Raw genomic sequence first — 13,543 nt, 5'->3', positions numbered from 1 at the left:
GTCAGGCTCCTTCGGACGAGACGCGGGCGTCGGCCCAGGAGGGCACGCGCGCGGCCGTTCCCAGCCGCACGCGCGCGGCGACGGCCGCGGTGAACTCGGCGTGCACGACGGGCAGCGCCCCGCCCAGCAGCAGGTCCCGGGTACGGGAACGCTGGATCTTGCCGCTGGTGGTCTTGCCGACCCCGCCGCGCTCGACCAGCGCCACGCTCATCGACGGCAGCCCGAAGGCACCGGCGAGCGTGCCCTGCACGCCACGGGCGAGCTCCCCGGCCGGGACGTCGAGCCCCCGCCCGCGGACCTCCTGGACGAGCACCACGTGCTCGTCCCCGGCCCGCACCCCGAAGGCCGCCGCGGCGCCCAGCGAGGGGTGCACCCGCCGGGCGGCCTCCTCCAGGTCCTGGGGGTAGAGGTTGCGGCCGTTGACGATGACCACGTCCTTGATGCGGCCGGTGACGTACAGCTCGCCGTCCAGCAGGAAGCCCAGGTCCCCGGTCCGCAGGAACGGCCCGTCGCCGGAGGCGGTGTGCCCGCCGAAGGCGTCGCGGGTGGCCTCCTCGCACCGCCAGTACCCCTGGGCGACGCTCTCGCCGCGCACCCAGAGCTCGCCGACCCGGCCGTCCGGCAGTTCGGCGCCGCTGCCGGGATCGACGACGCGGACCGACATGCTGATCGGCCGCCCGCAGCCGACCAGCTCCACCCCCCGGCCTCCGTGCGGCTCCGGATCGATCCCGGGGGCCTGCGGGGAAGCCACCCCGGAGCCGAGCCGGGGATCCGGCACGGAGTCCCCGCTGGGGACCGGCCCCGGATCCGTCACGGAGACCGGCTCGGGACCCGGTCCGGGACCCGGTTCCGGACCTGGTTCAGCACCTGGTTCAGCACCCGGTTCGGGACCCGTGACGGGGACCGCCTCGTGCCGTTCCAGGGCGGCGGCGTCGAAGCGGCGCACCAGCGGCCCGTGTCCCAGCGGGGTGGCGGTGATCACCAGGGTCGCCTCGGCCATGCCGTAGGCCGGGGCCCACGCCTTCTCGCTGAATCCTGCCGCCCCGAAACGACGCACCATCGCCCGCAGCGTGCCGGTACGCACCGGTTCGGCCCCGTTGAGCGCGAAGCGCAGGCCGGACAGGTCGAGCCCGGCCACCTGGGCGTCGGTGACGCGGGTCGCGCACCAGTCGTAGGCGAAATCGGGCGCGACGGTGTACTCGGCCCGGTAGCGGTCGATCATCTCCAGCCAGAGCGCGGGGCGCATCACGAAGGCGATCGGCGAGGCGAAGTAGAGGTCGCCCCCGGCGTAGACGGGCTGGAGCAGCATGCCGACCAGGCCCATGTCGTGGTAGTGCGGCAGCCAGCCCGCCCCGACGCCCTCCCGGGGGGAGCCGATCGCCCGCCAGATCTCCCGTTCGTTGTGCAGCAGGTTGGCGTGCGTGATCATGACACCCCGGGGCTCGCTGGTGGAGCCGGAGGTGTACTGCAGGTAGGCGAGGGTGCCCGGCCCGATCTCCGGCTGCCTCCAGTCGCCCGGGTCGGGCAGGTCGAGGGCGTCGGTGGCCACGCACTCGACCGTGCCGTCCAGGCCGGCCTCGCGCAGCCACGCGCCGAGCATGGCCAGGTCGGCCGAGCCGGTGAGCACCAGCCGTACCCCGGCGTCCCTGATGATCTTCTCGGCGCGTTCCAGCGCGCGGGGGTCGGTCCGCGGCAGCGGCGAGGGCACCGCGACCACCCGCGCGTACAGGCAGCCGAGGAAGGCGCCCAGGAACTCCAGCCCGGCCGGGTGGAGCAGCAGCGCCGTCCGGTCCGCCATCCCCCGGTCCGCCAGCCACGCGCCGATCGACCTGGCCCGCGCGTCCAGCTCGGCGAAGGTCAGGCGCCCGGACTCGACGAGCTCGCCCCTGCGGTCCGTGACGAACGTGTACGACCGCCCGTGCCCGTGCCGGTCCACCTGCGCACGAACCCTCTGCACGAAGGACATCGGATCATCTCCCGGGACGGCGAGAGACCCCAAGATAGGAGGAAAGACCAGGCAGGCACAGGTCCGGGCCGCACAAGCTCCCCCGCGCTTTTACGCCGAAAGTTAGTATCTTCCCGCCGCCCACCCCACGCCCGGCCATCACCCGGCCCGTGCCCGCCACCACCTCGCCACCACCCGGCCGACGCCCGACCACCACCCAGCCACCACCCGGCCGAGGCGCGACCGCCACCCCGCCCCCGTCCGGCCGATGCCCGGCCTCCGGGCGGGCACGTCCGGAAGGCCGGATCTTGTCGTGTTAGGCTGACCTTGCTTAACATATGAGCATCTGTTCAGGTATTGGCGAAATGGATCTTGCGATGGGTCACGGGCACGGGCACGGGCACGGCGCGAACACCGACCGCCGCCATCTCGCGGCGGCGCTCGTGCTGCTGCTCGCCTTCATGGCGGCCGAGGTGGTCATCGGCATCGCCGCCAACTCCATCGCGCTGATCTCCGACGCCGGGCACATGCTCACCGACGCCGCGGCGATCGCGCTCGCGCTGGTCGCGATGCGGATGGCCGCCCGCCCGGCCCGCGGCGCCTACACCTTCGGCTGGAAGCGCGCCGAGATCATCTCCGCGGCGGTCAACGGGCTGACCTTCGTGGCGCTCGTCGTCTACTTCGTCTACGAGGGCGTACGGCGCCTCGTCGAGCCCCCCGAGGTCCAGGGGGCGCTGGTCCTCTTCACCGCGCTGGCCGGGATCGCGGTCAACGCCGCCGCCGCCTGGCTCATCGCCAGGGCCGACCGGAGCAGCCTCAACGTGGAGGGCGCGTTCCAGCACATCCTCAACGACATGTACGCCTTCGTGGCCACCGCGATCTCGGGCGCGGTCGTCTGGCTGACCGGCTGGGGACGGGCCGACGCGATCGCCGCCCTGGTCGTCGCCGCCCTGATGGCCAAGGCCGCCTACAGCCTGCTGCGCGACTCCGGGCGCATCCTGTTCGAGGCCGCGCCCGAGGGGGTCAACCCGGCCGAGGTGAGCGCCGCGCTCAGCGCCCACCCGGCCGTGACGGGCGTGGAGGACCTGCACGTCTGGACGGTGACCAGTGGATTCCCCGCGCTGTCGGCGCACGTGACCGTCGTCGCGGGCGGCCACTGCCACCTGGTCCGCCGCGAGCTGGCCGCGCTGCTGCACGAACGCTTCAACATCGACCACACCACCTTGCAGGTCGACCACGTCCCCGGCACCACCTGCCGGCTCACCACCGGCTGACCCCCAGGCCACCGCCGCGAACCCTCAGGTCACCGGCGCCGGGACCGCCAGGCAGGCCTCGAAGACGACGGCGAGCCGGGCGATCACGGCCTGCCGGTCGGGGGTTCCCACGACGTCGGGGCCGTAGAGCTGGCGCATCGTGCCGGTCCCGGTGATCAGGGCGGTGGCGATCGTCGCCCGGAACACCGCGTCCGGCCCGGGGAGCAGCGCGGCCAGGGGCTGGAGGATCGCCGAGCCGACCCGGTCGCGGATGATCTCGTGGATCTCCGGGCAGCCGGACGACCGGATGAGCGCGGCCACCACCGGGCTCCCCTGGTCGGAGAAGAGCCGCTCGGCCACGTACTCGGCCAGGCGTCGGGGAAGCTCCTCCTGCGGGCCGTCCAGGATGCCGGGGAAGCGCCCCTGCATCGCGAGCACCTCGGCGAAGAGCTCCCGCTTGCTCCCGAAGTAGCGGTTGATCAGGGCGATGTTGGCGCCCGCCTCGGCGGAGATCAGCCGCATCGTCACCTGGTCGTAGCCCAGGTCGGCGAAGAGGCGGCGGGCGGCCTCCAGGATGCGGCGCCTGGTGCCCTCCCTGTCGCGTTGCCGTGTCTCGTCCACCTGACCGATCCTTCCAGATTTGACGAGTAAACAAGCGTCTACTAACTTCATGTGTACTGTACATGCATTGGGGGAAGGTTCATGCTGACCGAACAACAGATCCAGGCCGAGGCGGCACCACGCTTCACGCACAGGCAGGTGCTGGAGATCCTGGCCGGACTGATGCTCGCCATGCTGACGTCGATGATCTCGACGTCCGTGGTGGGAACCGCGCTGCCGACCATCGTCGGCACGCTCGGCGGTCAGGAGCAGCTGGCCTGGGTGGCCAGCGCGACCCTGCTGACCATGACGGCCTCCACGCCGATCTGGGGCAAGCTCTCCGACCTCTACGGCCGCAAGCTCATGTTCCAGGTCTCCCTGGTCGTCTTCGTGCTCTCCTCCATCGCGGCGGGCTTCTCCCAGGACATGGCCCAGCTCATCGCGGCCCGCGCGGTGCAGGGCATCGGCGCCGGCGGCCTGGCCGCGCTGCCGCAGATCATCCTCGGCGACGTGGTGGAACCCCGCGAGCGGGGCCGCTACTCCGGCTACATCGGCGCGGTCTTCGGCGTCTCGACCGTGGCCGGGCCGCTGCTCGGCGGCTTCATCGTGGACAACATGTCCTGGCGCTGGACGTTCTGGATCTGCGTGCCGCTGGCCGTGGTGGCGTTCGTCGTCATCCAGAAGGTGCTGAAGCTGCCGTTCACCCGTACCGACACGAAGGTCGACTGGTGGGGCGCGACCTTCATCACCGGCGGCACCACCGCGCTGATGCTCCTGCTCTCCCTGGGCGGCAAGGAGTTCGGCTGGAACTCCCCCTGGACCTACGCCCTGGGCGCGCTCAGCGTGGCGATGTTCGGTCTCGCGGTCGCCGCCGAGCGCAGGGCCGCCGACCCGATCCTGCCGCCGCACATGTTCCGCGACCGCACGTTCGTGCTCACCTCCGCCGCGTCCCTGCTGGTCGGCGCGTCGATGTTCGGCGCGCTGATGTTCCTGCCGCAGTACCTGCAGATCGTCAAGGGCATGAGCCCCACCGGCTCGGGCCTGATGACCCTGCCCCTGGTGCTCGGCCTGCTCGTCTCCTCGATCATGGTCGGACGGTTCGTCACCAGGACCGGCCGGTGGAAGATCTTCCCCGTCGTCGGCATGGTGCTGGTCGCGCTCGGCCTGTTCCTGCTCTCCCGGCTGCACGTCGACAGCTCGCTGGTGATGGTCGGCGTCGACAACGTGGTGCTGGGCGTCGGGCTCGGCGCCTCCATGCAGATCCTGATCCTGGCCGCGCAGAACGCCGCGAGCCGGGGCGACCTGGCCTCGACCACCTCCGGCGTGTCGTTCTTCCGCTCCCTGGGCGGCGCGGTGGGCGTCGCGGCGTTCGGCGCGATCCTGTCCAACCGGCTCACCGCCGAGCTGATCTCCCTCGCCAGGGAGGCGAAGCTGCCGCTGGCCGGCGGGGCCGTTCCCAGCCTCGGTTCCCCCGACGCCATCCACGCCCTCCCTGCCCCGGTCCTGGAGATCATCCTGGAGGCCTTCACCCGGGCCATGAGCGCGGTCTTCCTGGTCGGCGTGCCGATCGCCCTGCTCGCCGCGGTGGCCGCCCTGATGGTCAAGGAGATCCCGCTGCGCTCGGCCAGGACCGCCGCGCCGGCGCCGGGCACCGACCCGTCCGCCCCGGCGGTCCCCTCCGGCGTCTGACCACCGGGCGGCCCACCGTCCGCCCGGGGCCGGCCGCTCTCCGGCCGGCCCCGGGCCTTCTCACGCGCTCGCCCCCCGCCGGGCGCGGCGGCACGGCCGTCAGAGCGTCCATTTCTGGTTGGCCCAGCCGTTGCAGTTCCACAGCTGCACCTTGGTGCCGTTGGCGTTGACCGTCGTGAGATCCGCGTCCAGGCACTTGCCGTTGTGCATGCTGTAGATCGTGTGACTGACCGCGTCGTAGATCCACTTCTGGTTGGTCCAGCCGTTGCAGTCCCACAGCTGCACCTTGGTGCCGTTGGCGTTGACCGTCCCGAGATCCGCGTCCAGGCACCGGCCGTTCTCCCGGCTGTGGATCGTGTGGCTGGAGACGTCGTAGCTCCAGGACTGGTTGTCCCAGCCGTTGCAGCCCCACAGCTGCACCTTGGTGCCGTTCGGCCCGATGGTCCCCAGGTCGGCGTCCAGGCAGCGCCAGTTCTGGTGACTGCGAATCGGCCCCCAGGGCGCACCGGAGTCCACGGCGGGCGCCGAGCCGGAGACGAACGCCGCGCACCCCAGCACGATCGCCGCCACCACCCCCGCCACCTTCACTCTCCGTCGCATCGCCGCTGCTCCCCCTTCTTCGAGTACGGATCCCCGCGGGCTCCCGCGAACTCCTTCGCGGTACGAGGCGGAGAGCGGCGGGGGGGGGGGGGGGCCCCCCCCCCCCCCCCCCCCACGCCCGGCACCGCGCGTCCCGCTCACGCGGGCACGCGCGTCCGTCACTCTCCGGAGCAGAAGGTACACGCACCGGCATCGGTTCCGGGGCGACGACACGGGGCCGTGACACGCGGGTGACCCCGGAGCGGTCCCCGAGCATCCCCGAAGCATCCCCGAAGCAGCCCTGAGGCGTCCTCGGGACGCCCGGCGACCGGTCCGCCGAAGACCCCCGCCCGGTCTCGGCGGACCTGCGGACGGTGGGCCGGTGCGGCCCGCCACAGCCGTCGAACGGACGGCGGACGGCCGGCGGACGTCTAGCGGACGCCGCCCGGAGAACCCCCGGACAGGCCCGCGGCCCGCTCGGCCGCCGTGATCGCGTTGCGGAACAGCATCGCGACCGTGGTGGGACCGACCCCGCCGACCCTGGGGGTGATGGCCCCGGCGACCCGGGCGCAGGACTCGTCGACGTCCGGCAGCAGCCGCCTGCCCTCGTAGCGCACACCGCCGCCGACGACCACGGCTCCGGGCTTGACGTGCTCGGGCCGGACGATGCCGGGAACCCCGGCGGCGGCCACCAGGACGTCGGCCCGGAGCGTGTAGCGGGGCCAGTCGCTCACCCCGGTGTGCACGACGGTGACGGCCGCGTTCGCCGTCGGGCGCTTCTGCGCCAGGAGGATCGAGAGCGGACGGCCGAGCGTGGCACCGCGCCCGAGGACGACCACCTCCCTCCCGGCGACCGGCACGCAGTGGAAGTCCAGCAGCGCCTCGATCCCGGCGGGGGTGCACGGCAGCGGACCCGGCAGTTCCAGCGCCAGGCGCCCGATGTTGAGCGGGTGCATGCCGTCGACGTCCTTGTCCGGGTCCATCACCTGCAGTGCCCGGTCGTAGTCGAGGTGGCGGGGGACGGGGTGCTGCACGAGCAGGCCGTGCACCGCGGGATCGTCGTTGAAGGCGGCGATGACCGCGTGCAGGTCGGCCTGCGTGGCGTCGGCGGGCAGGTGCTCGTGCGGCGAGGCGAAGCCGAGTTCGGCGGCCTGCCGCTGCTTGATCCGGATGTACCCGGCGCTGGCGTCGTCGTCGCCGACCAGGACCGTGGCCAGGCTCGGGACGACGCCCGCGCCGGTCAGGGCGGCCACCCGCGCGGCCACGTCGGCGAGGATCCGCTCCGCGACCGGGCCGCCGGGAAGCAGCCGGGCCTGGTGCCCGCCCTGCCCGCCCTGCTCGGGGTGCTCGGCGGGCTCGCGGCTGGGCGTGGGAACGTTCGATGCGGACTGGGACATGCGTGTCCTCTCGGCGTGGGCGCCCAGGCGGTCGACTCCCACGACGAGCTCCCCGATGGTTGATGCCATCCTCTTGCCGCCAGTCGCGTCCCTCCCAGGATGCCCGATCGGCGTTCCCCGGGTCGAACCCTCCCCCGGCACCGGCGGCGCCGAGCCTGCCGAGCCGAGCCTGCCGAGCCTGGTCAGCCGAGCCTGGCCAGGCGGCTCACCGCCTCGTCGATGACCTCGTCCTTCTTGCAGAAGGCGAACCGCACGAAGTGGCTGCCGCGCTCGGGGCGGGCGTAGAAGACCTGGGTCGGGATGGCGACCACCCCGGCCAGGGACGGCAGCTCCCTGGTCAGGGCGAGACCGTCGGTGAAGCCGAGGGGGCGGATGTCGGTCTGCACGAAGTAGGTCCCCGCCGGGCGGTACACCTCGAAGCCCGCGGCCGACAGCCCGGCGGTCAGCCGGTCGCGCTTGGACTCCAGGTCGGCCCGGAGCGAGGCGACCCACCCGAGCTCGTGGCGCAGGGCGTGGGCCGCGGCGAGCTGCCAGGGCGCGGCGGCGGTGAAGGTGAGGAACTGCTTGACCGTCTGCACGGCCCGGACGAGCTCGGCCGGGCCGCAGATCCAGCCGGTCTTCCAGCCGGTGACCGAGAACGTCTTGCCCGCGGAGGAGATCATCACGGTGCGCTCGCGCATGCCCGGCAGGGTGGCCGGCGGGATGTGCTCGACGCCGTCGAAGGTGAGGTGCTCGTAGACCTCGTCGGTGACGGCCGTCAGGTCGTGCTCGCGGCACAGCGCCGCGATCTCCTCCAGCTCGGCGCGGGTGAAGACCGTCCCGGTGGGGTTGTGCGGGGAGTTGATCAGGACGAGCCGGGTACGCGGCCCCACGGCGGCCCGCAGCTCGGCCGGGTCGAAGGTGAAGCGGCCCCGCACCGGGCGCAGGGTGACCGGCCGGAGCACCGCCCCGGCGAGGGCGACGGAGGCGGCGTAGGAGTCGTAGTACGGCTCGAAGGCGATCACCTCGTCGCCGGGCTCGCAGAGCGCCAGGATCGTCGCGGCGACGGCCTCGGTGGCGCCGACCGTGACGAGGATCTCCCCGTCGGGGTCGTAGCCGAGGCCGTAGTGGTCCTTGCGGTGCTCGGAGACGGCCTGGCGCAGCTCGGGGACGCCCGGCCCCGGAGGGTACTGGTTGGCGCCCTCGCGGATCGCCGACACCGCGCGCTCCAGCATGGAGGCCGGTCCGTCGGTGTCGGGGAACCCCTGTCCCAGGTTGATCGATCCCGTCCGCGCGGCCAGTGCCGACATCTCGGCGAAGATGGTCGTGCCGAACCCGCGCATCCGCGTCACCAGAGGGTCATTCACGCGCTCCAGCGTAGCCCCCGCCCCGGCCCGCCCTCGAGTCTCGGGCGGGGAGGATTCCCACCCGGGCGGGAAGGGCTCACGACCCGGCGGGGGTCACGAGAAGGTCGCATCGAGGCGGCCGAGACCACCCCTCCCCGGGGGCGGGAATCTCGGGACGAGATTCCCCGGCGTCCGCGGGACACGGCGTCTCCCGCGGGCAGGCACCGGTGGACACGGAGAGGAGAAAGGCCATGCGAACACGTGGTGAGCCTTCGGTCGCGGCTTCGGGCGAGTGGAGGGACGAGGAGGGTACGCGGATGCCGGCGGGCGATGCCCACGCCTGGCGGCCGGGAACGAACCAGACACTGTGCGGCCTGGCACTGAGCCGGTCCCGGCTGCTGCGCTTCCACCACGTCCCGTGGCCGGACGTGTTCCCGGAGTCGGGAGGCGCCGCCGAGGAGATACGGCGAGTCTGCCCGAAGTGCCGGGCGGCGGCCGGAGGCCGTTCCGAGCGCGGCTGGAGCAAGGGCTGGCATCGGGACTCCCCACGGCCCTGACGTACGCCGTCCTGCCGCCGGAGACGGAGGGCCGTCCGGTGAATAGCCGATTCTTCGGACGGCCTCCGAGTATCCGCCGAATATCCGGTCCGATACGCCCGCGTTTCCGCGTCCGCGAATACGGCCGGCCGGAAATTACCGGCGAGAGCCGTCTCTTTTCGTAGATCACAGGAATTCGGTCGTCGCGGTGATGAAGCGACATAGGGTGAACGCGAAGGAACGGGGAGACCACCTGCGGAGACGACACAGAGATGGCGCAGAGCGAGAGGACGACGGAGTCCCGCCCTCCGGCGGACGGCACCGGGCCGACGGAGCGCGCCTGGCAATTGGTGACGGCCTTCTCCAACGCCCTCGTCCAGACGCTTCTCGTGCTTCTCGCCCTTTCCGTCTCCACCTCCTCGAAGCTGGCTCTCGTCGGCGCGATCCTCGGATTGACGGCACTGACCATTTTCCCCGGCCTGCTGCTGAGGAACGCCGTCTGGTTGCGGCGCGCCTTTCCCGGATGGATCGGCGGTCTGCTGGAGTCCCTCTTCCGCGGCGCGCAGAGGAACGTCTGGCGGCTTCTCGCCACCGGTGTCCTGGTCACCGTCCTCGTCGTGCTGGCCGTGGTCCCCAAGGACGAGCCGTGGCGGACCTGCCAGATCCCCGACGAGATCACCCTGCTGGCCTCCGGCGAGACCGCCCCGGTCATCCGGCGGGCGGCCGGGGAGTTCATGGCGAGGAAGGTCGACTGGTGGGGGTGCCGCCAGGTGAACCTCACCGTCAGCGGCCTGCGGGCCGGTGACGCACGGGAACGGCTCAGGGACTGGACCTTCCCCGTCCAGCCGTCGGCGGGACGGACCTCGGGTGAGGCTCCGGGCGCCCGGCCCGACGGGTGGATCTCCGACTTCGTCGAGGAGATCGACTACGTGCGCAGGGGCGAGAGCCCCGCCCAGGGGCGGACGTTCGGCGAGCGGACGGTCGTGGCGACCTCCCCGCTGGTCGTCGCCGCCTCCCCCTCCCTCGCCGACGACCTCACCCAGGGCGACTGGCGTCCGGGCGTGCGCGCGTGGGCCTCGCTGCTGCGCGGGAAGAGCGGCAGCCGCCTGCAGGTGCTGCGCACCCACCCCCGCGCCTCCAACGTGGGCCTGATGGCCGCCGCCGCCGCGCCCCTCCCCGAGGAGGACCTGTCCGCGAAGGTGCGGCTGAGCGACGACGCCCGCGACGTGATGTGCCGGTACGCCGGGTCCCGCGAGGCGTCCCCGATGCTGCTGACCGAGCAGCAGCTCCACGAGCTCAACCTCGGCCTGTCGGGCGCGGGACCGGCGCCGGGAGGCTGCGCGGCCCCCGCCGTGCCCGGCGGGCCGCCGTCGCCGGTCACCTGGCGGGCGTCCGTGCCGGACGAACCCCCGCTGACGGCCGTCTACCCCGCGGGCGGCCACGCCATGCGGTACGCCTGCGTCTCCAAGAGGTGGCTCGACCTGAGACGGCCCGCCGTGATCAAGCGGACCGTCGAGGAGTTCTGCGACGCGCTGCGGGAGATCCTGCCCCGCTACGGCTTCCGGGACGAGCGTGGCCGCCTGGCCCTCGACAGGTTGCCCAAGCGGACGTCATGGCTGAGGCCCGAGGCGCCGGTGGCGGACTGGAGGCCGGACGTGCTGGCGCTGCTGCACGGGCTGGGGGCCCCGCTCGGCGAGCGCGTGCTCGTCGTGGTCGACGTCTCGGGCTCGATGGCGCGCACCAAGGTGAACGACGGCCGCTCGCGGCTGGAGGCCGCGATCCAGCTGGCCCAGCTCGTCGTCACGTCCCGGGGCGGCGACCGGACCACCGGGATCGCGACGTTCTTCCCCGGCGACGGCCACGACGTCGGTCTCGCCCCGGTCCGCGACGGCGGGAAGGCCCTCGCCGGCAAGCTCGGCGCGATCCTGGAGGACTACCGCTCCGGTTCGCGTCCCGACCCCGCGATGCGTCCCGTCCTCAGGCAGGCCCTCACCCGGATGAAGAGGACCGGCGACCCGCAGGAGCGGCGGATCGTCCTCGTGCTCACCGACGGCGGCAACCCCGGCGGGCTGACCGCGGACGACCTCAAGGGGAACGACGGCGTCCGGCTGGTGATGCTCTCCTTCGACCTGCACGGCTGCGACACGCCCCCGCTGCCGCGACTGCGCGACAGGGAGCTGATGTCCTGCCACGACGTGAGCACCGATCCCGAGCAGACGCTGGACGACGCCTTCAACGAGCTCCGGGCGGCCACCGGATGAGCCGCCTGCTGGTCCTGGTCGCGTGCCTGCTCTGCCTGGTGGCGAGCGGCGCGCCCGTGCCGCCTCCCGGCCCCTCGGCGGGCGGCTGCGTGCTGCGCATCGCCACCGGCGCCGACGTCTCGGGCGGCGTCCGCGAACGGGCCCTGAACGCCGTGTGGAACGGCGTCCCCGGCAGGCCCCTCGCGTGTTTCGTGGCGATCTCCTCGGTCGCCGACGAGCAGCGCAGCGCGATGATCTCGGCCGCCCAGGCCAGGGCGGGTCACTACGACGTGTTCAACCTCGACATCCAGTGGATCCCGGAGTTCGCCGACGCCGGGTACCTGCGCCCGATCGACACCGGCGCGCACGGCGAGACCAACGACTTCCTGTCCCAGGTCTGGTCCGCGGGCACCTGGGACGGCGTCCGGTACGCGGTGCCGTTCAACACCGACGCCGGCCTGCTCTACCGCCGCTCCGACGTGCGCAGGCCGACGAGCTGGCAGGACATGACCATCCTCGTCAGGGCCCGGCAGTTCGGCTCCTCCGGTGCCGGTCTCGGCCTGGCCGGGCAGTTCGCCTCCTACGAGGGCCTGACGGTCAACGCGCTGGAGGCGATCTGGGCGGGCGGCGGGGAGGTGGTCGACGCCGCCGGGCGGGTCGTGATCGCCGACAGGGCGGGGGTGGCGGCCGTCGACGGGCTCATCAAGGCGGTCACCACCGGCGTGATCTCCGGCGCGGCCCTGGACGGCAAGGAGGCGGAGACGCTGAACACCTTCCGCGAGGGGCGCGCGCTGTTCCTGCGGCACTGGCCGTCGGCCCACGAGGTGCTGTCCGGGGAGCGGGGCTCCGGCGGGATCGGCTTCGAGGCGAGCCCGCTGCCCTGGCAGAGCGTGCTGGGCGGGCAGTACCTCGCCGTCTCCCGGCACTCCCCCCGGCGCGCGCTCGCCCAGCACCTGGTGGCGGCGCTCACCGGCCGCGAGGCGGCCGTGCTGCTCTACCAGTGCGGCGGGTTCGCCCCGGCCAGGGTGTCGGCGCTGTACGAGGAGACGAAGGCCGGCTGCGACGGCCGGACACCCACGACCGCGTCCGTCTCCCGGTCCCCGTCCCCGTCCCCGTCTCCGCCCGGGACCGGACCCGAGGCCACCCCCGAGCCCGAGGCCGAGGGCGTGCCGCCCGACACGCTGCTGCGCGCCCTGACACGGGCCAGGCCCCGGCCGCCCTCCCCGTACTACAGCCAGTTCAGCCGGGTCTTCCGCACCGAGGTCCACGAACTGCTGAGCTGCTGGGCACTGGGCCGCAAGGGATGCCAGGACGCGAGGACGTTCACGGCCGCCCTCGCCCCCAAACTGAGAAAGGCACTCGCCGGAGGCTGACCCGCCCCCGCCTCAGGTGAGCAGGGCGAAACTCCGGAGCACGTCGGCGATCTCGTCGATCTCGGTGAGTTTGCCCGACGCGACGGCGATGACGAAGTCGTACGCCCTGTCGTCGCCGGTGTCGATCGTCGTCCCGTTCCATGACAGGAAGACGATCGTCACCACCCACGCCACACGCTTGTTCCCGTCCACGAACGGGTGATTGGTGGCCATCGAATGAAGCAGGGCCGCGGCCTTGGTGAACAGGTCCGGATACGCCTCCTGCCCGAACATCGAGGCCCGAGGCCTGTGCACAGCGGAGTCGAGTAACCCCAGGTCACGTAGTTCCGGTGTGGCCCCGACGGCGAGTTCCGCGAGATCGAGAACCTGCTCCAGCGTGAGATGGCGGATCATTCGGCGAGCCGATCGAGAACGGGCTTCCACCGGCGCACGGCTTCCAGCCCGAGTCGGTGGACCTCCTCATCATCGGAATGACGTGTCAGGTACTCGTCCACGGCGGACAGCACCACCTGCTGCATGCTTCGCCCTTCTCTCTCCGCGCGTCGCCTGAGGGCATCGGTCTGCTCGTCGGAAAGCCGCAACGTCATAGCCATACCTCCGATCGTA

General features: G+C 72.6%; 12 protein-coding genes and 1 riboswitch. Of the genes, 5 read left to right on the top strand and 7 right to left on the bottom strand.

Annotated elements, in window-relative coordinates; translation table 11 throughout:
- Window position 1 precedes the first annotated feature (1 nt).
- Complete coding sequence (locus ACLQ2R_RS05605) at window positions 2–1,957, bottom strand: fatty acyl-AMP ligase (protein WP_425958227.1); 1,956 nt, start codon at window positions 1,955–1,957, stop codon at window positions 2–4.
- Between the two features lie 353 nt (window positions 1,958–2,310).
- Between ACLQ2R_RS05605 and ACLQ2R_RS05600 the strand changes: the two genes are divergently transcribed.
- The gene (locus ACLQ2R_RS05600; protein WP_425958226.1) at window positions 2,311–3,219 is read left to right on the top strand and encodes a cation diffusion facilitator family transporter; all 909 of its coding nucleotides are present in this window, start codon (window positions 2,311–2,313) and stop codon (window positions 3,217–3,219) included.
- A 24-nt stretch (window positions 3,220–3,243) separates the two neighbouring features.
- Here ACLQ2R_RS05600 and ACLQ2R_RS05595 read toward each other — a convergent pair whose 3' ends face one another.
- Entirely contained in the window at window positions 3,244–3,819 is a 576-nt protein-coding gene (locus tag ACLQ2R_RS05595) for a TetR family transcriptional regulator (RefSeq protein ID WP_425958225.1), read from the bottom strand.
- A gap of 81 nt (window positions 3,820–3,900) precedes the next feature.
- Between ACLQ2R_RS05595 and ACLQ2R_RS05590 the strand changes: the two genes are divergently transcribed.
- Window positions 3,901–5,487, top strand: a complete 1,587-nt coding sequence (locus tag ACLQ2R_RS05590; RefSeq protein WP_425958224.1) for an MDR family MFS transporter — start codon at window positions 3,901–3,903, stop codon at window positions 5,485–5,487.
- 99 nt (window positions 5,488–5,586) lie between these two features.
- Here ACLQ2R_RS05590 and ACLQ2R_RS05585 read toward each other — a convergent pair whose 3' ends face one another.
- The 3 genes from ACLQ2R_RS05585 to ACLQ2R_RS05575 form a co-directional block, all read right to left on the bottom strand.
- A complete protein-coding gene (locus ACLQ2R_RS05585) occupies window positions 5,587–6,087 on the bottom strand; it encodes an RICIN domain-containing protein (RefSeq protein ID WP_425958223.1) in 501 nt (166 codons plus the stop codon).
- Between the two features lie 410 nt (window positions 6,088–6,497).
- Complete coding sequence (locus ACLQ2R_RS05580) at window positions 6,498–7,505, bottom strand: bifunctional 5,10-methylenetetrahydrofolate dehydrogenase/5,10-methenyltetrahydrofolate cyclohydrolase (RefSeq protein ID WP_425958222.1); 1,008 nt, start codon at window positions 7,503–7,505, stop codon at window positions 6,498–6,500.
- A riboswitch (ZMP/ZTP riboswitch) is annotated at window positions 7,478–7,560 on the bottom strand. Its footprint overlaps the gene before it by 28 nt.
- Window positions 7,561–7,645: 85 nt before the next feature.
- Window positions 7,646–8,809 carry a pyridoxal phosphate-dependent aminotransferase gene (locus ACLQ2R_RS05575; protein ID WP_425958221.1) on the bottom strand — a complete coding sequence of 388 codons (1,164 nt, stop codon included), beginning with the start codon at window positions 8,807–8,809 and terminating at the stop codon, window positions 7,646–7,648.
- Between the two features lie 296 nt (window positions 8,810–9,105).
- Here ACLQ2R_RS05575 and ACLQ2R_RS05570 point away from each other — a divergent pair, with 296 nt between their 5' ends.
- The 3 genes from ACLQ2R_RS05570 (at window position 9,106) to ACLQ2R_RS05560 (ending at window position 12,937) form a co-directional block, all read left to right on the top strand.
- Window positions 9,106–9,345 carry a hypothetical protein gene (locus tag ACLQ2R_RS05570; protein WP_425958220.1) on the top strand — a complete coding sequence of 80 codons (240 nt, stop codon included), beginning with the start codon at window positions 9,106–9,108 and terminating at the stop codon, window positions 9,343–9,345.
- Between the two features lie 251 nt (window positions 9,346–9,596).
- Window positions 9,597–11,585: a VWA domain-containing protein gene (locus ACLQ2R_RS05565; RefSeq protein ID WP_425958219.1), complete on the top strand. Its 1,989-nt coding sequence runs from the start codon at window positions 9,597–9,599 to the stop codon at window positions 11,583–11,585.
- A complete protein-coding gene (locus tag ACLQ2R_RS05560) occupies window positions 11,582–12,937 on the top strand; it encodes an extracellular solute-binding protein (protein ID WP_425958218.1) in 1,356 nt (451 codons plus the stop codon). Before ACLQ2R_RS05565 ends, ACLQ2R_RS05560 begins: the two co-directional genes overlap by 4 nt.
- 12 nt (window positions 12,938–12,949) lie before the next feature.
- Here the strand turns inward: ACLQ2R_RS05560 and ACLQ2R_RS05555 are convergent, their stop codons facing one another.
- Together ACLQ2R_RS05555 and ACLQ2R_RS05550 are read right to left on the bottom strand one after the other, a co-directional pair.
- Entirely contained in the window at window positions 12,950–13,330 is a 381-nt protein-coding gene (locus tag ACLQ2R_RS05555) for a type II toxin-antitoxin system death-on-curing family toxin (protein ID WP_425958217.1), read from the bottom strand.
- Complete coding sequence (locus tag ACLQ2R_RS05550) at window positions 13,327–13,530, bottom strand: FitA-like ribbon-helix-helix domain-containing protein (RefSeq protein ID WP_425958216.1); 204 nt, start codon at window positions 13,528–13,530, stop codon at window positions 13,327–13,329. The genes ACLQ2R_RS05555 and ACLQ2R_RS05550 overlap by 4 nt, the downstream gene beginning before the upstream one ends.
- Between the last annotated feature and the right edge of the window lie 13 nt (window positions 13,531–13,543).

The sequence above is a fragment of the Streptosporangium sp. DT93 genome (genome assembly GCF_049844535.1).
Taxonomy (GTDB): Bacteria; Actinomycetota; Actinomycetes; order Streptosporangiales; family Streptosporangiaceae; genus Streptosporangium.
Note: the sequence above shows the minus strand (reverse complement) of the source record. Positions and strands in the feature narration are given on the sequence as shown.

Excerpts from the sequence above, each read along its gene's own strand:
- ACLQ2R_RS05555 (WP_425958217.1), bottom strand. The coding sequence starts at position 13,330 with ATGATCCGCCATCTCACGCTGGAGCAGGTTCTCGATCTCGCGGAACTC.
- ACLQ2R_RS05590 (WP_425958224.1), top strand. The coding sequence starts at position 3,901 with ATGCTGACCGAACAACAGATCCAGGCCGAGGCGGCACCACGCTTCACG.
- ACLQ2R_RS05585 (WP_425958223.1), bottom strand. The coding sequence starts at position 6,087 with ATGCGACGGAGAGTGAAGGTGGCGGGGGTGGTGGCGGCGATCGTGCTG.
- ACLQ2R_RS05570 (WP_425958220.1), top strand. The coding sequence starts at position 9,106 with ATGCCGGCGGGCGATGCCCACGCCTGGCGGCCGGGAACGAACCAGACA.
- ACLQ2R_RS05565 (WP_425958219.1), top strand. The coding sequence starts at position 9,597 with ATGGCGCAGAGCGAGAGGACGACGGAGTCCCGCCCTCCGGCGGACGGC.
- ACLQ2R_RS05560 (WP_425958218.1), top strand. The coding sequence starts at position 11,582 with ATGAGCCGCCTGCTGGTCCTGGTCGCGTGCCTGCTCTGCCTGGTGGCG.
- ACLQ2R_RS05550 (WP_425958216.1), bottom strand. The coding sequence starts at position 13,530 with ATGGCTATGACGTTGCGGCTTTCCGACGAGCAGACCGATGCCCTCAGG.
- ACLQ2R_RS05600 (WP_425958226.1), top strand. The coding sequence starts at position 2,311 with ATGGATCTTGCGATGGGTCACGGGCACGGGCACGGGCACGGCGCGAAC.